17 protein-coding genes and 1 other annotated feature are annotated in these 20,672 nt (G+C 39.0%); of the genes, 5 read left to right on the top strand and 12 right to left on the bottom strand.

Annotated features, from left to right (window positions below):
- Positions 1-93 precede the first annotated feature (93 nt).
- From ruvX to recD2, 4 genes are all read right to left on the bottom strand, one after another.
- On the bottom strand, positions 94-510 hold the full coding sequence (ruvX, locus tag TY13_RS15930; RefSeq protein WP_042478112.1) for a Holliday junction resolvase RuvX: 417 nt from the start codon (positions 508-510) through the stop codon (positions 94-96).
- Positions 507-779 (bottom strand): IreB family regulatory phosphoprotein, encoded by a 273-nt coding sequence (locus TY13_RS15925; RefSeq protein WP_042478110.1) that lies wholly within the window; start codon positions 777-779, stop codon positions 507-509. Before TY13_RS15925 ends, ruvX begins: the two co-directional genes overlap by 4 nt.
- Before the next feature lie 84 nt (positions 780-863).
- Entirely contained in the window at positions 864-3,524 is a 2,661-nt protein-coding gene (gene alaS, locus TY13_RS15920; protein WP_042478108.1) for an alanine--tRNA ligase, read from the bottom strand.
- Between the two features lie 79 nt (positions 3,525-3,603).
- Positions 3,604-3,813: a binding site (T-box leader), on the bottom strand.
- A gap of 59 nt (positions 3,814-3,872) precedes the next feature.
- Positions 3,873-6,299 (bottom strand): SF1B family DNA helicase RecD2, encoded by a 2,427-nt coding sequence (gene recD2 / locus TY13_RS15915; RefSeq protein ID WP_042478335.1) that lies wholly within the window; start codon positions 6,297-6,299, stop codon positions 3,873-3,875.
- 239 nt (positions 6,300-6,538) lie between these two features.
- Between recD2 and hisA the strand changes: the two genes are divergently transcribed.
- The gene (gene hisA / locus TY13_RS15910; RefSeq protein WP_042478107.1) at positions 6,539-7,300 is read left to right on the top strand and encodes a phosphoribosylformimino-5-aminoimidazole carboxamide ribotide isomerase; all 762 of its coding nucleotides are present in this window, start codon (positions 6,539-6,541) and stop codon (positions 7,298-7,300) included.
- A 17-nt stretch (positions 7,301-7,317) separates the two neighbouring features.
- A complete protein-coding gene (locus TY13_RS15905; protein WP_042478334.1) occupies positions 7,318-7,608 on the top strand; it encodes a hypothetical protein in 291 nt (96 codons plus the stop codon).
- A 58-nt stretch (positions 7,609-7,666) separates the two neighbouring features.
- Here TY13_RS15905 and TY13_RS15900 read toward each other — a convergent pair whose 3' ends face one another.
- The 5 genes from TY13_RS15900 to cymR all read right to left on the bottom strand — a co-directional run bounded on the left by TY13_RS15900 (position 7,667) and on the right by cymR (position 11,739).
- Positions 7,667-8,182: a TraR/DksA C4-type zinc finger protein gene (locus TY13_RS15900; RefSeq protein ID WP_042478105.1), complete on the bottom strand. Its 516-nt coding sequence runs from the start codon at positions 8,180-8,182 to the stop codon at positions 7,667-7,669.
- A gap of 58 nt (positions 8,183-8,240) precedes the next feature.
- Positions 8,241-8,906, bottom strand: a complete 666-nt coding sequence (locus TY13_RS15895; RefSeq protein WP_042478103.1) for a tetratricopeptide repeat protein — start codon at positions 8,904-8,906, stop codon at positions 8,241-8,243.
- A 44-nt stretch (positions 8,907-8,950) separates the two neighbouring features.
- Positions 8,951-10,072, bottom strand: a complete 1,122-nt coding sequence (gene mnmA, locus TY13_RS15890; RefSeq protein WP_042478101.1) for a tRNA 2-thiouridine(34) synthase MnmA — start codon at positions 10,070-10,072, stop codon at positions 8,951-8,953.
- Between the two features lie 95 nt (positions 10,073-10,167).
- Entirely contained in the window at positions 10,168-11,307 is a 1,140-nt protein-coding gene (locus tag TY13_RS15885; RefSeq protein WP_042478099.1) for a cysteine desulfurase family protein, read from the bottom strand.
- 12 nt (positions 11,308-11,319) lie between these two features.
- Positions 11,320-11,739 (bottom strand): cysteine metabolism transcriptional regulator CymR, encoded by a 420-nt coding sequence (gene cymR, locus TY13_RS15880; RefSeq protein ID WP_042478097.1) that lies wholly within the window; start codon positions 11,737-11,739, stop codon positions 11,320-11,322.
- A 195-nt stretch (positions 11,740-11,934) separates the two neighbouring features.
- Here cymR and TY13_RS15875 point away from each other — a divergent pair, with 195 nt between their 5' ends.
- Together TY13_RS15875 and TY13_RS15870 are read left to right on the top strand one after the other, a co-directional pair.
- Complete coding sequence (locus TY13_RS15875; RefSeq protein ID WP_042478095.1) at positions 11,935-12,354, top strand: DUF3995 domain-containing protein; 420 nt, start codon at positions 11,935-11,937, stop codon at positions 12,352-12,354.
- Positions 12,355-12,427: 73 nt separating this feature from the next.
- Positions 12,428-13,714, top strand: coding sequence for a replication-associated recombination protein A (locus tag TY13_RS15870; RefSeq protein ID WP_042478094.1), 1,287 nt, complete (start codon positions 12,428-12,430; stop codon positions 13,712-13,714).
- A 244-nt stretch (positions 13,715-13,958) separates the two neighbouring features.
- Here TY13_RS15870 and TY13_RS20915 read toward each other — a convergent pair whose 3' ends face one another.
- A complete protein-coding gene (locus TY13_RS20915; RefSeq protein WP_195891711.1) occupies positions 13,959-14,105 on the bottom strand; it encodes a hypothetical protein in 147 nt (48 codons plus the stop codon).
- 544 nt (positions 14,106-14,649) lie between these two features.
- Positions 14,650-15,987, bottom strand: a complete 1,338-nt coding sequence (gene lpdA, locus TY13_RS15860) for a dihydrolipoyl dehydrogenase (RefSeq protein WP_042478091.1) — start codon at positions 15,985-15,987, stop codon at positions 14,650-14,652.
- Positions 15,988-16,210: 223 nt separating this feature from the next.
- Here lpdA and TY13_RS15855 point away from each other — a divergent pair, with 223 nt between their 5' ends.
- Positions 16,211-17,497 carry a leucine-rich repeat domain-containing protein gene (locus TY13_RS15855; RefSeq protein WP_042478088.1) on the top strand — a complete coding sequence of 429 codons (1,287 nt, stop codon included), beginning with the start codon at positions 16,211-16,213 and terminating at the stop codon, positions 17,495-17,497.
- 73 nt (positions 17,498-17,570) lie between these two features.
- Here the strand turns inward: TY13_RS15855 and TY13_RS15850 are convergent, their stop codons facing one another.
- A complete protein-coding gene (locus TY13_RS15850; RefSeq protein ID WP_042478087.1) occupies positions 17,571-20,660 on the bottom strand; it encodes an efflux RND transporter permease subunit in 3,090 nt (1,029 codons plus the stop codon).
- Positions 20,661-20,672 lie beyond the last annotated feature (12 nt).

Here is a 20,672-nt window from a genome sequence, read left to right as displayed (position 1 = left end):
CATTACTACTAAGTTGTAAAAACAAAAAATACCTTTACCCTTGCCGATTCGCTTTCAGGGCAGAAAATTAATTGTTCCGCGTACGCGGAACAATTAATTTTTACTATCTAAGTATCCTTGTAAAATCATAACTGCTGCCATTTTATCAATGACTTGTTTGCGTTTTTTACGGCTGACATCTGCTTCGATTAACATGCGTTCCGCAGCCATTGTCGTTAAGCGTTCGTCCCACAGTGTCACAGGCATGGCGAAAGTTTCTTCTATAAGAGCTTTATATCTCTCACTAGCCTCACCTCGTGGACCAACAGTATTGTTCATGTTTTTCGGATAGCCTATAACGAATTCCGTTACAGCATATTCTTTCACAAGCACTTTAATGCGTTCAAGACCAAATTGCTCTTGCTCCTCATCAATTTTTACTGTTTCAATCCCCTGTGCTGTCCAGCCAAGCGCATCACTAATTGCAACGCCGACAGTTTTTGTGCCAACGTCTAATCCCATAATTCTCATTTTGTCGCCTCGTTATTCTTCCTAATGTAAAATTTCACGAGCTCTTCTAAAATTTCATCTCGCTCAAGCTTACGGATTAAGTTTCGTGCGTCCTGGTGGCGAGGGATGTATGCCGGATCACCAGATAACAAATAACCAACAATTTGATTCGTTGAATTATAGCCCTTTTCCTCTAATGATGCGTATACTTTTAACATCACTTGCTTTACTTCTTGTTCCATTGACTCTTCTGGGAAATTAAATTTCATTGTTTGATCAAACGAACTCAAGACCAGCACCTCGCTTTCAGAAAGTAAGGAGATGGATTTTGCCCATCTCCGCTTTTTCTTATTATACTTGATTATGAATACAAGTTAAATGCCTTTTACATAATCATACACAGAATTTAACGCTTGTTCAAGTTTTGAGCCGTCTTTTGCACCAGCCATCGCCATATCTGGACGGCCGCCACCTTTACCACCACAAGCTTCTGCAACAAGTTTAACGATATTTCCAGCGTGATAATTTCCACCTACTAAATCTTTCGTCACACCTGCACAAAGCATTACTTTCTCACCATCAACAGCTCCTAAAACGATAACAGCCTTTTCCATTTTCTCTTTTAAATCATCCATCATTTGACGCAGTTGGTTGTTGTCCTTTGCATCAACTTTTGTTGCTAGCACTGTTACATCACCAATTTTTTGTGCTGCATCTAAAATAGCACCTGCTTGCGCATTGGCAATTTTTTGTGATAGTGATTCATTTTCACGCTGCAATTCTTTGAAGTCTGCTTGTAAGCTTGTTACACGTGCTACTAAATCTTTTGGATTTGCTTTAAATTGTGCTGCCGCTTCTACTAAAACTGCTTCTTCTTCCTTCGCTGCTAAGTACGCACCTTTACCTGTTACAGCCTCAATACGTCGAGTCCCTGCACCGATACCGCCTTCAGAAACAAGTTTGAAGAAGCCGATTTCTGAAGTGCGTTTTACGTGGACACCACCGCACAGTTCAATTGAGTAATCGCCAACAGATACAACGCGAACAACATCACCATATTTTTCACCGAATAAAGCCATTGCGCCCATAGCTTTCGCTTCATCAATCGCCATTTCAGCAATAACTACTTCGATATCATCCCAAATAACTTCGTTTACTTTACGCTCAATTTGCGCAAGCTCTTCTTTTGTTACTTGACCAAAATGAGAGAAGTCAAAGCGTAATCGATCTGGTCCTACATACGAACCTGCTTGGTTAACATGTTCACCTAAAATATCCTTTAATGCTCGGTGCATAATATGTGTTGCCGTATGGTTTTTAATTGTTAGATTACGTTCTTCACGGTTCACGGCTGCTTGTACTACATCATTTAAATGTAACTCACCTGATTCCACAACAACTGTGTGCAACGGCTGTCCGTTAGGTGCTTTTTGTACATCCTTTACGAACGCTGTAAAGTTATCATTTGAAATATAGCCATGATCTGCAATTTGTCCACCCATTTCTGCGTAAAACGGTGTTTCAGCAAGCAATATTAATGCTTCTTGCCCCTCTGAAGCGACCTTTGCTATTTGACCATCAATAACAATCGCTGTCACCTTTGTTTCTGTAGTTAATGTGTCGAAGCCAACAAACTTACTTGGTTCTGTTAAATTCGCTAATACTTCACTTTGCACTTGCATTGAGTCAACGTCTTGGCGAGCAGCACGTGCACGTTCACGTTGCTCCTCCATCGCCGCTTCAAATCCTTCATGATCTACAGTCATACCTACTTCTTCCGCATATTCCTCTGTTAACTCAATCGGGAAACCGTACGTATCATATAAACGGAATGCATCAGCACCTGGAATAAATGTTTCACCAGCGGCTTTTTGTGCTGCTGCTACTTCATTGAAAATTGTTAAGCCGCCATCTAATGTTTCGTGGAAGCGCACTTCTTCGTTTTTAATAACGCGTTGAATAAATTCTTGCTTGTCTGTTACTTCTGGGTAGAAGTCTTGCATAATTGCACCAACTGTCGGCACTAGCTCAAACATAAATGGCTTGTCGATCCCGATTTGCTTCGCATAACGTACAGCACGGCGCAATAAACGACGTAATACGTAGCCGCGCCCTTCATTTGAAGGTAATGCACCATCACCAATTGCAAATGCCACTGTACGGATATGGTCTGCAATTACTTTAAATGGTGTATTAACATCTTCTTGCGCGCCGAAAATTTCACTTAAATCAACTTCATGTGGGCGTTTATAACGACGATTCGCAAATTCCTCGATTTTTTCAATAATCGGCATAAATAAATCTGTATCAAAGTTTGTTGGCACGTTTTGCACAACAGAAACGATACGCTCTAAGCCCATCCCTGTATCTATGTTTTGCTTTGGTAGCGGCGTGTACGTATGGTCTGGATTATGGTTAAATTGTGAAAATACAAGATTCCAAATTTCTAAATAACGCTCATTTTCCCCGCCTGTATACATCTCTTCCTCTGGTGTATTGACACCATAAGCTTCACCACGGTCATAGAAAATTTCAGAGTTTGGACCAGATGGACCTTCTCCGATATCCCAGAAGTTGCCCTCTAAACGAATAATGCGCTCCTCAGGAATGCCAATTTCATTATGCCAAACGTTATAAGCTTCCTCATCCTCTGGGTGTACTGTAATTGATAGTAACTCTGGATCAAAGCCCATCCATTTTTTATCCGTTAAAAACTCCCAAGCATAATGGATTGATTCTTTTTTGAAATAATCACCAATTGAGAAGTTCCCTAGCATTTCAAAAAACGTATGGTGACGCGCCGTTTTACCAACGTTTTCAATATCGTTTGTACGAATTGATTTTTGTGCATTTGTAATACGTGGATTTTCTGGAATAATACGACCATCAAAATATGGCTTTAACGTTGCTACACCTGAGTTAATCCATAGTAATGTTGGGTCATTAATTGGCACAAGTGGTGCTGATGGTTCATGATGATGTCCTTTTTCTTTAAAAAACTCTAAATACAGTCGTCGAATATCTGTTGCTTTCATAACTAAAATTCCTCCTCAAAGTTGTCTATGTGTGAAAAGATTATTGATGGAAATAAAGACAAAAAAAGCCTTCATCCCGAAAAGGGACGAAGACATTGTTTCGCGGTACCACCCTAATTTATAAATTGCACACGTCAATTTATATCTCAAGCGCTTGTAACGTAAGCAAACGGCAAGGATTAGTTGCACTCTGGAGTAGCTGTTCAGCTTTAACTTATGGAGATTTTTGCAGCCAGGAAATCTCTTTCTAAACATTCATTAAGCCTACTTGTTCCATCATCGTTTTCATTTATTATGCCTAAATTATATGCAATTGCATAGATGCTGTCAACGTATTATATAGACATTTTAGTCGTTCATAAAATCAAAAGGTGTGATGCTCTCCATACCGATTAGTGGGTGGATATAAGGAGCTGTTTCAACATTTAATATCGGAGCAAGCTTATGCTGTGTAGCTTTTTCATCGGCTTCCTGTGATTCAGCTAACACCACATCTGTTATATCTTCATCCATTGGGTTCAATCGTGCCGTTAAGCTTGTAAAACGCTGTAAATCATCCGTTTTCATTAAGCCCTGTGCCAACACGTCGGGCTCTCCGCATAAAATTAAAAAGTTTTTCGCACGCGTAATTCCTGTATACAATAAATTGCGACGTAGCATTTTTGAATAGCCACGTACAATCGGCATAATTACCGTTTGGAACTCTGACCCTTGTGATTTATGAATAGAGCAGCAGTAGGCTAAGGTTATTTGATTTAAATCACCGCGTTGATATGTTACTTCGATACCATCGTACGATACAACGAGCAAATCTTGCTTTTCCACAGTTTCCTTTGCCCTGAGTATCGCGACAACCTCACCCATATCACCATTAAAGACGTTGCTATCTGGTTGATTGACAAGCTGCAATACCTTATCACCTATGCGATAAACTGTATCACCAAATGCTAGCTCCTTACGTGTACCGTCATTTGGATTCACTAGCTCCTGAATTTGCTTATTCAGTGCATCAATTCCAGCAGGACCTTTGTACATCGGTGCTAGCACTTGAATATCGCGTATCGCCTGCCCCTTTGCTGTTGCACTTTTGACGATTTGTGTGACAACGTTCGCTATTTGCTCAGTTGATGCTTGGATAAAGGAACGATCAGCCGTTTTTTGTGTTAATGTTGACGGCACTGTACCTTGTTTAATTTGATGTGCAATATCAATAATCGTCGAGCCCTCTGCCTGCCTGTAAACATCTGTTAATTCCACAGTCGGTACTTGCTTTGATGCTAGTAAGTCCTTTAATACTTGCCCTGGACCAACAGGTGGTAGTTGGTCTTGGTCACCAACAAAAACAACTTGGACATCTTTCGCTAAGCTTTTTAATAGTTGATGCGCAAGCCATGTATCAACCATTGACATTTCATCTACAATAACAAGGCGTCCTGTTATTTCACGCTCTGTCTCTTCTTCCTTTTCCTGACCTGTAAATCCTAATAAACGGTGGATTGTCATTGCAGGTAAGCCAGTAGATTCCGCTAATCGCTTAGCTGCACGCCCTGTTGGTGCTGCTAGTATAATCGGAAATGGCTCCTCCTTTTTGGCATATGTTTTTGGATCAAGTGACAAGCCGTGCAATTCTGCATATACCTCCACAAGCCCTTTAACAACAGTCGTTTTCCCGGTTCCGGGACCACCTGTTAAAATCATTGTGGCGTTTTGCATCGCGCATTCGATTGCAGCTACTTGCGACGGAGCATACTGCACCTCATAGCGCTCCTCTAGCTCCCCAATTGCTTTTAAAATCTCATCCTTAGAAAAATGTGGCTGTTTTTTATTGTTTGCTACAAGCTCTAAAATTTTCGAGGCAATACCAACTTCACTAAAATATAATGATGGCAAGTACATGCGCGTTTCTTCACCACAAATTTTACTTTCTTCACGCATTTCAATACAAGCTTGCGAAATGGCTTCAAACGGAATTTCTACACGCTGACTTTGTTCCAGCATCGACTTCACGGTTGGCAATACTTGCTCTGCCTCTAAATAAACATGCCCCTCCGATAATGCTGCCGTTGTTAAAACATGAAAAATAGCGGCTTTAATACGGTCGGGATGATTGCCTGTAATGCCGAGCTTTGCCCCTAAATCATCGGCACGCCCGAAACCAATTCCTTCTACTTCCTCAATTAAGCGATACGGATTTTCCTTTAATAAAATAATCGCATCTTCACGGTACATTTGATAAATTTTCATGCCAAGCTGTGGTCCAAAGCCCCAATCATTTAATTGAATCATAACGCGCTCTAAGCCCAAATTTTGCTCAATCACTTCAACAATCATTTGCTTTTTTTCTTGTGATAATTTCGGAATAACATCCAGCGCATTCGGATCATCCATTATTCTTTTCAGTGCATCAACACCGAGTTTTTCGACAATTGATTCTGCTGTTTTGCGACCAATCCCTGTAAATAAATCGCTTGATAAATAATGAATAACACCTTGCTCAGTAGCTGGTACTTCTTTTTCAAACGTATCTATTTGAAACTGTACTCCATATTTCGGGTGCGTTTTTATATTGCCTGTAAATCGATATAACTCATCCTCTGTCAGCGGCGGAAAATAGCCAACAATGATTATTTCTTTTTCATCATAAGCTAAGTTTGTTTCTTGGATTTTCACACGTACGATAGAATACATATTCGTAGCATTATGAAAAATAGAGACTATTGGGCGCCCCAATACAAAGCGTTTTTCTTGCTCAAACAAATTTAAGTTTTCCACTATTTTCGCGCCCCTTTCTCCTGAAGTTATAATTTTTATTGCCTTTTTAGACAGCTCCATTTTTATATAGTTAGTTTAGCATAATTTCCTTCTACTTCCTATGCAATCAATTGTCTTCAGTTTTCTTCAAGTTCACTAGACTAATAATTTGCAACATCTCTTTGATATCTTTATCTATGTTCGCTCTCTATCCAATGGTATGATATACATATAGAATTTTTTTCGGAAGGACTGTGATTACGGTGGAATTTCGACCGTGCATTGATTTACATGATGGAAAAGTAAAACAAATTGTTGGGAGTACGCTCGGCTATGCCAATAAAAACGTTGTTGAAAACTTTGTTTCTGAGTACGATGCTGGCTATTTTGCTAGGATGTTTCAGCAAGACCATTTAACTGGTGGTCACGTTATTATGCTAGGCTCTGGCAATGAGGACGCAGCACTACAAGCATTGCAAACTTATCCAAATGCGCTACAAATAGGTGGTGGCATTACAGCACAAAACGCCGCTCGCTTTATCGAAGCGGGTGCTTCCCACGTTATTGTCACCTCTTATATTTTTCATGACGGAACGCTTGATTTGGCACGATTAAATGAGCTTGTTGCCGTTGTCGGAAAGGAGCACTTAGTCATTGATTTAAGCTGTCGAAGCCGCGCTGGTAAATGGTTCGTAGTCACAGATAAATGGACAAAATTTAGCGACTTTGAAGTAAATGCTGAGTCCATTCAAATGATTGAGAGCTATTGTGATGAACTCTTGATTCACGCTGTAGATGTTGAAGGAAAACGCGGTGGGATGCAAGAAGAATTAGTGCGAGATTTAGCCCGTTGGACGACAATCCCTACGACCTATGCTGGTGGCATTCGCTCATTAGCTGATCTACAAAAATTCGAAGCCATTACGGAAGGAAAGCTGCATATTACAATTGGCTCCGCACTTGATATTTTTGGTGGCAGCTTAGCATATACAGATGTTGTACAGTATTGTAAGAAGAAAAATTGAAAGGAAGCTTAGCAAATATGTATATTCGATATCAAAATTTAATTTTTCCATTTAAAGATACAAACTTAGAGCGTATTGTAGATGAGCGCTATTTCAAAATTAATTTACGAAATAAATCGCAGGAAGTGCGCGTTCATTTAGAAAACGAATTAATGCTGTTAGAGTTTTCAAAATCATTGAAAGCAACATGTAGTTATTTACGTGACTACAAAACAGAGCCGTATATTATTGTCGCTATTGATTTAGAAGTTTTCGTTGATGAATTTAATAGACGCTATAAATTGGATGCGGTCATTAGCCTGCCATAGTAAAAAAGTTGTCTGAGAGCAGCGTGCTAGCTTTCAGACAACTTTTTGCTTTTTTATTTCAACCTTTATCATCTACTTGTATAGATAATTCCTCCACATCTACATAATCCCCTGCTTCTTGCTTATCATAAGCATCTAAATTTCCTTGCTCCAAAGCAATTTCAAGGGCATTTACGCCCTCCTCACGAAAAGGATGTAAAACAGGCTCTCCTGTTATTTTCTCCACTGTCTCACTATGTTCAACGCAAACATTTGTGAAAGGAATAGCGCATAATCGATCATATGGTATCGGCTGTTTGCAGACAACACAAACACCATATGTGCCTTCATCCATTTGGGCGAGTGCCTTTTCAATTTGCGCAAGCTCATCATTGCGATGTGCATGAATGGTAATATCTTTTTCACGCTCAAATAATTCTGTACCTAAATCAGCAGGATGATTCGCTAGCATTGATAATTCATCTACAGAATCGCGTAAACTCGTAGGCTCATTCGCAAGTAAATTTTTCGTTACCTCATCCTTTTGTACAACTAACATTTTTCGCAATTTCTGTAGCTGTTTTTCCGTTAACATAACAAAACCCGCCCTTTTTCACTAGTATGCTGAAAAAGAACGGGGAGTATACGCTTTATTAATTCAAATTAGCGCGTTGATTAACCATATCATAAATATATTTTGCTTGGTCAAACTCAGGCTGCAATGTAAATGCTTGCTTTAAATGATAAAGCGCATCTTTAGTACGCTCTGTTGATACTGCATACAGCACACCTAGGTTATAATGCGCATCTGCATTGTTCCAATCCTCATCAATCACAAACTGTAGCTCGCCTTGTGCTATATCGAACATTTCTAGCGCACAAAGCAAAATGCCGTATGCTAAACGAATTTGCAAATCCGTTGGCGCAAGCTCAGCAGCGCGTTGCATATATGGCAATGCAAGTTTATACTGCTCCTCGCGTTCAAATGATTTCGCCAGCATATAGTAAGCATCTGCACCTTCAATGCCGTGCTCAATTGATTTTTGGTATAGCTTCGCCGCCTCAATATAACGCTCTGCATTATAATATAAATTCGCCAAGCCATAATAAGCTGTAGCCGATTTTTCATCAACTGTAATCGCTTTTTGGAAAAAGCGTTCCGCGCGCTCTACATCATTTAACACGGCTAATAAATTGCCAAAATTGACGTAGCCCAGCGCATCATTTGGCTCAGCTTCAATTGCCTGTGTAAAAAATTGCGCTGCTTCCTCATATTTTTTTTCTTGAAAGGCTTGAATACCTTGCTCGTTAAAATTCATTGTGAATCTCTCCTAATGGCAAAAGACCGCTATAGCAGCAGCCTTTACCCAACAAATGTTAATTTTTCACTATCTTTGAACACTTCATCAATTGTTCCGCCACCTAGGCAAACATCCCCATCATACAATACAACAGCCTGTCCTGGTGTAATGGCACGAACCGGCTCTGCAAACTCGATATAAGCAGTGCCATCTGGACGTAGCTCTACCTTCACAGGCGAATCTTCCTGACGGTAACGGAATTTCGCTGTACAGTTAAACTCTTTTGGTAGCTCTTCTGTCGTTGTGAAATTCATTTTTACAGCAGATAATGCCGTCGAATAAAGCGCCTCATGGTGGAAACCTTGTCCAACATATAGTACATTGCGCTGTAAATCCTTCCCTAGCACAAACCAAGGCTCACCATCTCCACCGATACCTAAACCGTGACGCTGACCCAATGTATAATACATTAGTCCATCATGCTGTCCCATTACTTTGCCATCAAATGTTTCCATTTTGCCAGGCTGTGCAGGTAAGTATTGACTTAAAAACTCTTTAAAGTTGCGCTCTCCAATAAAACAAATACCTGTTGAGTCTTTCTTTTTAGCTGTTGCAAGCCCTGCTTCTTCAGCAATTTTACGCACTTCTGGCTTCGGTAAATGACCGATTGGGAACATCACATGCTTTAATTGCTCCTGTGATAATTGGTTTAAGAAATAAGTTTGATCTTTATTGCTATCAACACCACGTAGCATGGCTGTTTCACCATCGCGTTGTTCAACGCGCGCGTAATGACCTGTCGCTAAATAATCTGCACCTAGGTTCATAGCATGCTCCAAAAATGCTTTAAATTTAATTTCTTTATTGCACATCACATCTGGATTTGGCGTACGGCCTGCTTTATATTCCTCAAGAAAGTACGTAAATACTTTTTCCCAATATTGCTTCTCAAAATTCACTGCATAGTATGGAATGCCAATTTGATTACATACAGCAATTACATCCTCATAGTCCTCAGTAGCTGTACATACACCATTTTCATCAGTGTCATCCCAGTTTTTCATAAAGATTCCGATTACATCATAGCCTTGTTGCTTTAATAAGTAAGCAGCAACAGATGAATCGACCCCTCCTGACATTCCTACTACCACTCGAATTTCCGATGGTTTTCTCGTTTCTATCATTATTATCACCTTTTCAATCCTGTCGCGTAAAAGGCGCGAAGCATTTATTTTTTAATTAATTACACCTCGGTGGGATTTTAAATCCCTTACTAAAATCACGTTAAACGTTTGACAATATTTACGGTACGTTTTCCAGCATCACGTACAAGCTCTTCATTTAATCCTTGCCCAAAGCTAAAGCGAATGGAGCTGCGCAATGCTGCTGAATCTTTGCCATACATAGCTACAAGCACATGCGATGGATCGATGGAACCAGCTGTACAAGCAGAACCGCTTGACACGAAGACACCCGCCATATCCAAATTCACTAAAAATGATTCTACATCTGTGCCTGGTAATGTCACATTAAAAACATGCGGTAGCATATGCTCCTCATTACCATTCACTGTAAACTCAATTCCCGCCTGCGTAAATTCTTCAATCAATATCGCTTTATACTGTTCATAAGCCTTGCGCGTTTTTGGCTGCGCTTCTGCCATTAGTTGTGCTGCTTTTGCAAAGCCAACAGCAGCCGGAATATTTTCAGTTCCTGCACGTCGCTTTTTCTCTTGCGAACCGCCATAAATTAAGCTGTCCATTTTTGTCCCTGCTTTTGCATAAAGCAGACCAATCCCTTTAGGACCACCTATTTTATGACTAGAGGCACTTAATAAATCGACTTGTAATTTTTCAACTTCGATTTTTTCTAAGCCAAATGCCTGTACAGCATCTGTATGGAATGTTGCAGGATGGTGTTTTAATAGTTCACCAATTTCCTCAATTGGCTGCAATGTGCCGACTTCATTATTGCCATACATAACTGTTACTAAAATTGTGTCAGCTGTCAATGCTTTCTCAACAGCGCTAACAGCAACACGACCAGTTTCATCAACAGGCAAATAAGTTACTTTAAAGCCTTGACGTTCTAGTTTTTCACAAGCATGTAACACTGCATGATGCTCGATTTCTGTCGTAATAATATGCTTTCCTTCGTGCTTTCGTGCATAGGCCACACCGAAAATCGCCATATTATCTGCTTCTGTTCCACCGCTCGTCAAAATAATATCATTTGCTGTTGCACCTAGCTGCTTCGCTAAAATTGCGCGTGCCTCGTCTAATGCTTTACGCGCTTCGCGTCCAGCCGTATGAATGCTTGATGCATTGCCATACACCGTTTCCATTGCAGCAGTCATCTCTACAAGCACTTCTTTTAACATTGGCGTCGTTGCAGCATGATCAAGATAAATTGTTGTCATTGTATAAACTCCTTAAATATAAAACATATAGCCATCTGTAGGTGAAGACTCTGTATATTTCGCTAAGTCCTCTAAGCTTGTTGTATCAAGTACATTTTTCACCGCGTCACGAATGCGCATCCATAGCTCGCGCTGTGGCGCTTCCTCATCTTCAATGCCTTCTACGGGTTGAATCGGCCCTTCAAGCACACGAATAACGTCAGCTGCAGAAATTTCAGCTGGTGGGTTTGCTAGCATATACCCGCCGTATGCACCGCGCACACTTTTTACTAAACCTGCGTTGCGCAGTGGCGATACTAGCTGCTCCAAATACGCTTCAGATAAGTCTTTTTCTGCCGCAATTTGACGTAATGGTATCGGTCCCTCTCCGTGATGCTTTGCTAATTCAATCATAATTGTTAAGCCATATCGACCTTTTGTAGAAATTTTCATAAATAACACCTCTAATATTCTAGTCCATTCATTCGTTCATTATATCATATTTCCTTTTATTCCACTCGGAAATGCTTTCAATTTTCGATTCTTTTCTAATAGTCTAGACATAGCAAAGATTGACAAAAAATCAAAGCAATTAGATAATTCAGTTGATATTCTGCGTATAGTTAATCCCTTGAAGGAGGAAATTCAATGACTTATATTCTATCACTAGTTGCTATAGGACTGCTCTGGATTATTGCCTTATTACATATATATTGGGCTTTCGGTGGACATTGGGGTACTTCTGTTGTAATACCTTCAAAAGTAGGGACACAGCATGCAGCTTTTCACCCAAGAAGATTTGGTACATGTCTTGTTGCTTTGCTATTGTTTTGTGCTAGCAGCATTATTGCTATACAAGGAGGCCTCATACAAATCTTACAAGCTAACAAACTATCTTCAATAGCTTGTCTTGTATGTGCCATCGTCTTTCTTATACGTGCCATCGGTGATTTCCGTTATGTTGGATTTTTCAAAACTATAAGACATTCTCGCTTTGCAAAGTATGACACATGGTTATTTAGCCCTTTCTGTATTTTTTTAAGCTATGTTTATTTTCAATTGCTGTAATCATTGCACACCCTTTCCTATTAGAAGTACAATATGATAGGACACTGAAGATAAAAGAAAGTTGGTGGTATCAATGCAAAACGAGCCTTTAGCTTATAAAATGCGGCCACGTAATTTAGATGAAATCGTAGGACAACAAGACATTATCGGCAAGGAAAGTACCCTTTATAAAATGATTGCTAGTGGTCATGTGCCATCCATGCTGCTCTATGGTCCACCGGGTATAGGAAAAACATCGATTGCCAGTGCAATTGCTGGTAGCTCAAAGCTGCCATTTTTCTCTTTAAATGCGACACAAGTAGGAAAAAGTGATATCGAGCAAGTTGTGATGGATGCAAGAATGTCTGGAAAGGTTATTTTATTTTTAGATGAAATTCATCGCTTTAATAAATTACAACAAGATACATTGTTGCCCCATGTTGAAAATGGCTCAATTGTTTTAATTGGAGCGACAACAGAAAACCCTTTTCATAGCGTCAATCCTGCAATTCGTTCACGCTGCGGAGAAATCTTGCAGCTTACACGTTTAACTGTGGAAGATGTTTGTGTATTACTGCAACAAGCAGTGACAGATGAAGAGCGTGGGCTTGGTAAGTTTAAAGTTTCTGCTACTGACGAGCAGCTTATAAAAATAGCTGAGGCAAGCAATGGCGATGCCCGCAAAGCGTTAACTTTACTAGAATCAGTTTATTATGCCTCTGATGAAACAGATGGCGTGACAGTGCTAAGTGACCGAGCAATTGAACATTTAGCAAAGCGCATTGGTGTGTATGGCGATAAAGGTGGCTCTCATTTTTATAATTTATTATCCGCCTTACAAAAATCGATTCGCGGTAGCGATACAAATGCCGCATTATATTATTTAGCACATTTATTAGAGTCTGGCGATTTAGTTGCGGTATGCCGCCGCTTGCTCGTCATTGCCTACGAAGATATAGGTCTTGCAAATCCAGCAGTTGGTGCACATGTCAACGCGGCAACGGATGCTGCACAAAAACTTGGACTGCCTGAGGCACGTATTCCTCTTGCTGCCGCCGTTATTGAAATGTGTTTAAGCGATAAATCCAACTCTGCTTATCAAGCACTCGATGCCGCCATCGCAGCAATTCATGACGGTAAAATAGGGGAGATTCCAAATCATTTAAAGGATGCTCATTATGCAGGTGCAAAAACACTTGGACATGTCGGTTATCAATACCCACATAATACCCCAATTGGCACTTTTGGAGGATGGGTTAATCAGCAATACTTGCCTGATGCACTTGTCGGAATGGAATTTTACCAGCCTGTTATTGCAGGAGAGGAAAAGCGTATGGCGGGGATTTATGAGAAATTGAAGTCTTTTAAGAATAATATGTAAAAGCAATTATAAAAATTTAAAACTCTTAATTTGTACGAAACAAATAATTCCGGCTATTCTAAATTTTAATTTAACTTCATTAGAAAGCTACACTGCCTATTCAAACGTCGACTTAGTAGTTGTATAAAGAAGATATGAGAATTAAATTCGGCTTATATCGGGAAGTACGCAAGAATCCTTCAAAACCAACAGTTACTGAAAGCACTGTTGATTTTGAAGGATTAACAAGTTGCAACCATAAGTATTAATAGAAGCTGTCTGTACATGGATAAGTACACCAAGGACCTTTAGAACCAAAAGCATCCACAGTGGCTGCTGATGCTGAAGGGGTAACTGTTGTAACCCCAAGTGTTAATAAAGTTGCCAAAATCAAAACTTTCACTTTTTTCAAAAAAATCACCCCTTATAAACCGTATATTACCATATAATCTTTTATATGTATATACCAAAATCACTCAATATGGTATATTAATTACAGGAGGAGTGCTGATGGGCTTTATAAATTTTTATTTTCCGATTTTTCTGACTTTTTCATTTATTATTCTCCAAACCTATTTTAGCAAATACGGAAAATTAATATTCACTATAATTTTAGCTATTTTTTTTACAATTTTAATAAGAGTTTTCTTCTTGGAATATGATTTTTTAATTATTATGATTTTGGGGAATCTCTTTTTTTACACAATGGCGGTAGTTACTTTTTTTACAAAACCAAAATTTTAAGATGAAAGGCATAAACAAAGGAAGCTTCTTAAATTAATATTATTGAGGATAATTTAAATTTCATAATCATACAAAAACGAGCAGGGGCTCATCTCCCTGCTCTTATGCAAAAGCCTCCCAGCAAATCCGTGCTGTTGGTGGAAGCTTCTGTTGTAAAGCCGAAGCTCTACGTAGGTTTGGCACCTAAACTATAATATAGCAAACTACGATATTTATTTCAAATGAATTGCTTTACCAAAAACTGCACGCGCTGCATCTCCGATGTGCTCGCTCACCGTTGGATGTGGGAAAATCATACGCGCTAAATCCTTCACAGAGCCACCAGTAATTTTACAAGCGAGCATGGCATTAATCATTTCAGTTGCGCCATCTCCAACGACGCAAGCCCCGTAAATATCTCCCTCAGGGCTTGCTACGAATTTCATAAAGCCTTGTATATTGCCTTCTAGCAGAGCTTTAGGGTTTGTTGGTAAATACATTTTTGTAACAATTGCATCTGCTGGTGCCTCATGCTCTAGCATCCCAAATGTTGCTATTTCGGGATGTGTATAAACACAGCGTGGAATTTCCTGTTGATTGATAACACGCGGGTGCTTACCTAAAATATAGTCCACTGCATGCATACCCTCTGCACTCGCTGAATGTGCTAATTGGAAGCCACCTACAAGATCACCTATTGCAAAAATATTAGGAATGCTTGTTTCGTAATGATTATTAACCGCAATTAAACGACCATCCATTTTTAATTCCAAAGCTTCCGCAATTTGTGTATTTGGACGACGACCTGTGGCAAATAGTAGATTCTCGTATTTAAATACCCCTTTAGAAGTATGTATTTCATTGCCACGAATTTCTTCAAACGTAAAATCTGTCACAAGCTCAATGCCTAGCTGTGCCATACGCTGGCGAATTAAAGGTCGCGCATCTGGCTCCTCTGTTTGTAATATATCTTTACTATGATTTAAAACGGTTACTTTTGTTCCCATTGGCGCTAATGCGAAGGCCATTTCAATCGCAATAACACCACCACCAATAATCGTTAGCTCTTTTGGTAATTTTTCTATTGCAAAAAACGTATCTGTTGTATAATATTTTGCTGTTTCAATTCCTTTAAAAGGTGGTACAAAGGGACGACTGCCCGTTGCTAGAATGACATTATCTGCTGTAAATACCTGCTCGCCCATTATAACCTTCCGCTCTGCTGTAACACTCGCTTCTCCTCGATACATCGTAATTTGTGCACTCTCAATAAAGCCTTCAATATTAGCCAGAAGCTCTGCCACAACTGCATCTTTACGTTGCATTAACTTTGGAAAATCAATATCAATTGTAGGTACTGTAATACCCCAATCTGTACCGCGACGAATTTCCTGTACAAGCTTACTATGCTCTAGCATAATTTTCGATGGAATACAGCCAACGTTATAGCAAGCACCACCAACTTTATCTTTTTCTACAAGCGCCACCTTTAAGCCACACTTGGCTGCATGAATTGCTGCAACATAGCCACCAGGACCCGCCCCAATAATAGCTATTTGATAATGTTCCATGACTACTCCCCCTTTTTTACTAAGATACCATTTCCTATGTACAGTTGCTATAACAAACACAATATCGCTAATGCCCTTAGACCTAAGCGGGTACAAATGCCGTTGTTCATCTAACAGCATGAATTTATAATAATATTGTGAGCTTAACTTTCACAGCACAAAATCAGCAATAAATTGATGTTAAACCAAAAATTTTTTAAATATTTATACCAAGGGGTGCGCTATGGATATAACTCAAGATTTCATTGATGAACACTTCAGAAATTACATACTAGAAACCTTTTGTAACAATCAGAAAACGATTCTACTGAGTGATGTAAATCAAATTGAATCATTGCAAATTGCTAACCATAAATACTCAAGCTTGAAAGGAATTGAGCATTTCACAGCCCTCAAAGAGCTAGATTGCTCATTCAATAATTTGTCAGATATTGATATTAGCAGAAATAACAGTTTAAAGATACTTGATTGCGGAGTGAACAAATTGACTTCACTTGATCTTAGCAATAATCCAAAATTGGAGAATTTGTCTTGTAGATACAATGAGTTGACTCAGCTATGTACAAATTACAACCCACTATTGAAAGTATTAGACTGCAACAAAAACCAAATTTCCTCGTTGAACTTGACGAACAATGCTGAGCTGGAAAACCTCGATTGTGGGTTTAACCGCATTCAAGATTTGGATGTCAGTCAAAATGTTATGCTTGTGAGTATAAATTGTTATTGGAATATTATCTCAGATTTAAACCTAGAACAGGTTATCAATTTGCAAGAGCTTAATTGTAGTTACAACGCTTTGTTTGACTTGAATATGAAACGCAGTTCCCAACTAGTACGACTGGATTGTGGAAACAATTATTTAATCAGCCTAGATATATCAAACTGCCCAGAATTGATTGATATCCGATGCAATAACAACCATCTTAAAAATTTGGACATAAGCAACAATACGCGGTTAGAGCGACTAAGATGCTTTAACAATCATATTAGAAGCCTAAATCTCAGCTATAGTACACATCTAACTGAGCTTTATTGCTCAGAGAACAAAATAGAGAAGCTGGATACTACCCATAACCCCAAATTGGAACAAGTGAACTATGCCGATAATCTAATTGTGGAGCCTGATTATGCTATTAAAGGAGTTGGAATGTTTCAATATGATGTTTCGGCATCTACCTATACATCTACACTATGCTATAAAGAGCAAGAGCTTCCTGTTAGTACAGAAGCAGTCACAAAAGCCGATATGAAATGGTTGTCACCAATAATCAAAGAAGCATGGAATCATTTTGACGAGCTGAGCCTCAGGGCACTTGACCTGATTGCCGAAACGCATCCTGACGAAGATGTGAGTGAACTAGTGTTGTCTGAATTTGAATTTAGTGCAAATGGAGATTTTCGATTGGGCTATGATGCAGGTGATACCCCTGCTGGTCAACTGTTTATTTATGTGCCCTTCAATAAGAAGCTAGAAATTCAAAGTGATTTAGTATATGAAATTTATTAATTTTTCTGTAGTTTTTGCAACAGATGAAAAGGGTGTTAGGAAGGTTAAACCTTTCCCAACACCCTTTTCTATATTAATCCACTTCGATATCCTTACGATTTTTCTTAAGCATTTTTGAAAGTAGCTCATACACAATTGGTACAACTACTAATGTTAATAATGTTGAAGAAAGTAAGCCACCGATTACTGTTACAGCTAAGTCTTTCGAAATTAGACCGCCACCCGCGTTACCGAACGCCATTGGTAGCATCGCACCAATTGTTGCAATTGCCGTCATTAAAATCGGACGTAAACGTGTCATACCCGCTTCTAAAATTGCCTCACGCATCGTCATACCATCTCGCTCCATATGAATAATACGGTCAACTAAAACGATTGCATTCGTTACAACGATACCAATTAACATTAGCATACCCATCATAACCGATACAGAAATTGTTTGACCTGTTACGAACAAGCCACCAAATGCCCCGATTACTGCGAATGGTAACGAGAATAAAATCGCAAATGGCGCTAAACCTTCACCGAATGTTACAACAAGAATGAAGTAGACGATAGCAATCGCAGCAAGCATCGCAATACCTAATTGTGTAAATGCTTCTGCCATATCTGCTGCAACACCAGAAACGCCTGTTGTTACACCTTTTGGTAAGTCTAACTCATCAATTTTTTTATCTGCCGCAGCTGTCGCTTTTGAAATATCATTACCAACAACTTTCGCTTTCACCGTTGCGAAATATTCACCTTTAGAACGCGTTAAAGAGTTTAAAGTCGTTCCTTCTTCCACTTCCACTAAGTCACCAATCTTCATTGTTGTGCCTAGTGCAGTTGGGATTTCTGTTGCTAAAATATCATCTATTGATTTTGCTGCTGCTTTTGCCTCACGTTGAACAATTACATTTATATCTTTCCCATTATACTCAACAGTTGTTAATGTTTCAGCAGTGCCTTGTGGCGATAAAGCCATGACAATTTGTGCTGTTGTTAAGCCGTATTGCAAAACATTTTTTTGCTCTACTTTTAATACATGCTCAACGTATGGATTTTCGTTATCTGATTTAACATCTTCTAAATCATCAACACCACGTAATGCGCCTTCCACTTGCTCAACTGATTTGCGCAAATTATCCAGATTTTCGCTATATAATGTGTAGCTTACTTCGCTTGAACCCATGCCCATTGCACCGAAATCTTGTGACTTCCACTCACCAGATTGTCCGATATTAAACACATAGTCCTCTACCTCTTTACGAGCAGCTGGGAAGTCTTTCATATCTGGATCAAAAATTAAGTACATTAATGCACCGCCACCAGCGCCTCCCATCATCATCGTTGATGGATCAGCACTTTTAGCATCAGTAATTGAGATTTGTACGACATCAATATCATCACGCTTCATTAATTCCTGCTCAACTACTTTTACATTTTCTTCAGTTTGATCTTTTAGCTCGCCTGTAGCTGGTGTGTATGTTAAGTATACTACCTTTTCTTCCTGTGAACCTAGGAAGCTAAAGCCAATCAATGGCGTTAATGCAAGTGAACCGACAAGCATTAAAATCGCAATTGTAGATGTAATAATTTTATGATTTAATGCTTTTTCTAATACATTTTTATACCAAATTGCTAGTTTACCTACTTCTTTATGCTGGCTTTCTGTTTTCTCGCCATACACTTTTTTGCGGAATAAGAAGTGAGATAATGCTGGTACAATCGTAATCGCTACTAGCAATGATGCACCTAACGCGAATGACATCGTTAATGCGAATGGCATAAATAGCTCACCAATCATGCCACCTACAAGCATTAAAGGTGCAAATACTGCCACCGTTACTAATGTAGATGAAAAAATCGGCTTGAACATTTCAATTGTTGCTTCTCGAATCAATGCACGACCTGTTAATTTTTCTTGCTTTAAGTGGATACGGCGATAAATGTTTTCAACTACAACAATCGAGTCATCAATAACACGCCCAATTGCAACTGTAATTGCACCTAACGTCATAATATTTAACGTAATATCCATCCAGTTTAATAATAGAAATGCCATAAATACTGAAACTGGAATCGAAATAATCGAAATAATCGTCGATTTAAAATCACGTAAAAATAGTAAAATAATTAATACTGCAATCGCACCACCAAATACAGCCTTTTCAATCATTGTAAATACAGAATCTTCAATTGGCTTACCTTGGTCAAGCGATACATCAATTTTTAAACCATCAATTTTCTTTGTTTCCTCATCAATTAATTCTTTTACTGCATTAACAACAGTTACTGTATTCGCATCCTGCGCCTTCACAATCTGAACACCGATGGAATCCTCACCGTTTGTACGTGAAATCGATTGAACTTTACCTTCAACCTCGATTTTCGCAATATCACCTAAACGGACAAATGGTGATGGGTTCTCTGCTGAAGGTGTTACTGGAATTAATAATTCTTTTAATTCATCGATAGATTTTACTTTACCATCAACAGCAACAGCTTGCTCACCAACTGTAAATTCATACAAACCTAGTGACAAGGCCATATCGCTTGCTTGAATCATTTGCTTCACGGTTTCTTCTGTTAAACCAAGCTCAGCCATTTTCGCTTCATCATATGTAAATGAAACTTGCTCTACATGCTGACCTGTAATAGAAGCAGATGCAACACCTTCAATTTTATTAATCTTTGGTAATACAATATCCTCTACTGTGGAAGTTAATTCAACGATATCTTCGTTTGAACTACTTATAGATAACGCCATAACCGGCATCATATTCATACTAATCGCCATAACAGAAGGTTTTTGTGCCCCCTCTGGTAAAGTGATATCATCTAGAGCAGATTCTAATTGGCGCTTTTTCTCGTCCATATCAACGCCATAATCATACTCTATTTGTACTTGTGAAACGTTTGACGATGATGTTGAAAATACTGATTTCACATCCTCTAAGCTTTCCACTTTTTTCTCAAATGGAATGGACATTTCATCCATTACTTGTTCAGGTGTTGCCCCAGGATAAACACCTACTACGATTAAATAAGGAATCGAAATATCAGGAATCGACTCCATTTTCATTCTCGTACCTGAATAAATACCCGAAACGGTAACAATAATCGTTAATAACCATACAGCTAATTTGTTTTTCAAAACAAAATTCACTAAAGAATGCACGTGTATATCAAT

This window comes from Bacillus ndiopicus (genome assembly GCF_000612805.1).
In the GTDB taxonomy this organism is placed as follows: domain Bacteria; phylum Bacillota; class Bacilli; order Bacillales_A; family Planococcaceae; genus Metasolibacillus; species Metasolibacillus ndiopicus.
The sequence above is the reverse complement of the archived record's forward strand: the minus strand, read 5'-3'. Positions and strand labels throughout refer to the sequence as shown.

Bases quoted from the DNA above. Each gene is read 5' to 3' on its own strand.
- cymR (WP_042478097.1), bottom strand. From the start codon at position 11,739: ATGAAAATTTCTACAAAAGGTCGATATGGCTTAACAATTATGATTGAA.
- TY13_RS15870 (WP_042478094.1), top strand. From the start codon at position 12,428: ATGCAAAACGAGCCTTTAGCTTATAAAATGCGGCCACGTAATTTAGAT.
- TY13_RS15855 (WP_042478088.1), top strand. From the start codon at position 16,211: ATGGATATAACTCAAGATTTCATTGATGAACACTTCAGAAATTACATA.
- TY13_RS15885 (WP_042478099.1), bottom strand. From the start codon at position 11,307: ATGACAACAATTTATCTTGATCATGCTGCAACGACGCCAATGTTAAAA.
- lpdA (WP_042478091.1), bottom strand. From the start codon at position 15,987: ATGGAACATTATCAAATAGCTATTATTGGGGCGGGTCCTGGTGGCTAT.
- TY13_RS15895 (WP_042478103.1), bottom strand. From the start codon at position 8,906: ATGAATTTTAACGAGCAAGGTATTCAAGCCTTTCAAGAAAAAAAATAT.
- ruvX (WP_042478112.1), bottom strand. From the start codon at position 510: ATGAGAATTATGGGATTAGACGTTGGCACAAAAACTGTCGGCGTTGCA.
- mnmA (WP_042478101.1), bottom strand. From the start codon at position 10,072: ATGATAGAAACGAGAAAACCATCGGAAATTCGAGTGGTAGTAGGAATG.
- alaS (WP_042478108.1), bottom strand. From the start codon at position 3,524: ATGAAAGCAACAGATATTCGACGACTGTATTTAGAGTTTTTTAAAGAA.
- TY13_RS15900 (WP_042478105.1), bottom strand. From the start codon at position 8,182: ATGTTAACGGAAAAACAGCTACAGAAATTGCGAAAAATGTTAGTTGTA.
- TY13_RS15905 (WP_042478334.1), top strand. From the start codon at position 7,318: ATGTATATTCGATATCAAAATTTAATTTTTCCATTTAAAGATACAAAC.
- TY13_RS15875 (WP_042478095.1), top strand. From the start codon at position 11,935: ATGACTTATATTCTATCACTAGTTGCTATAGGACTGCTCTGGATTATT.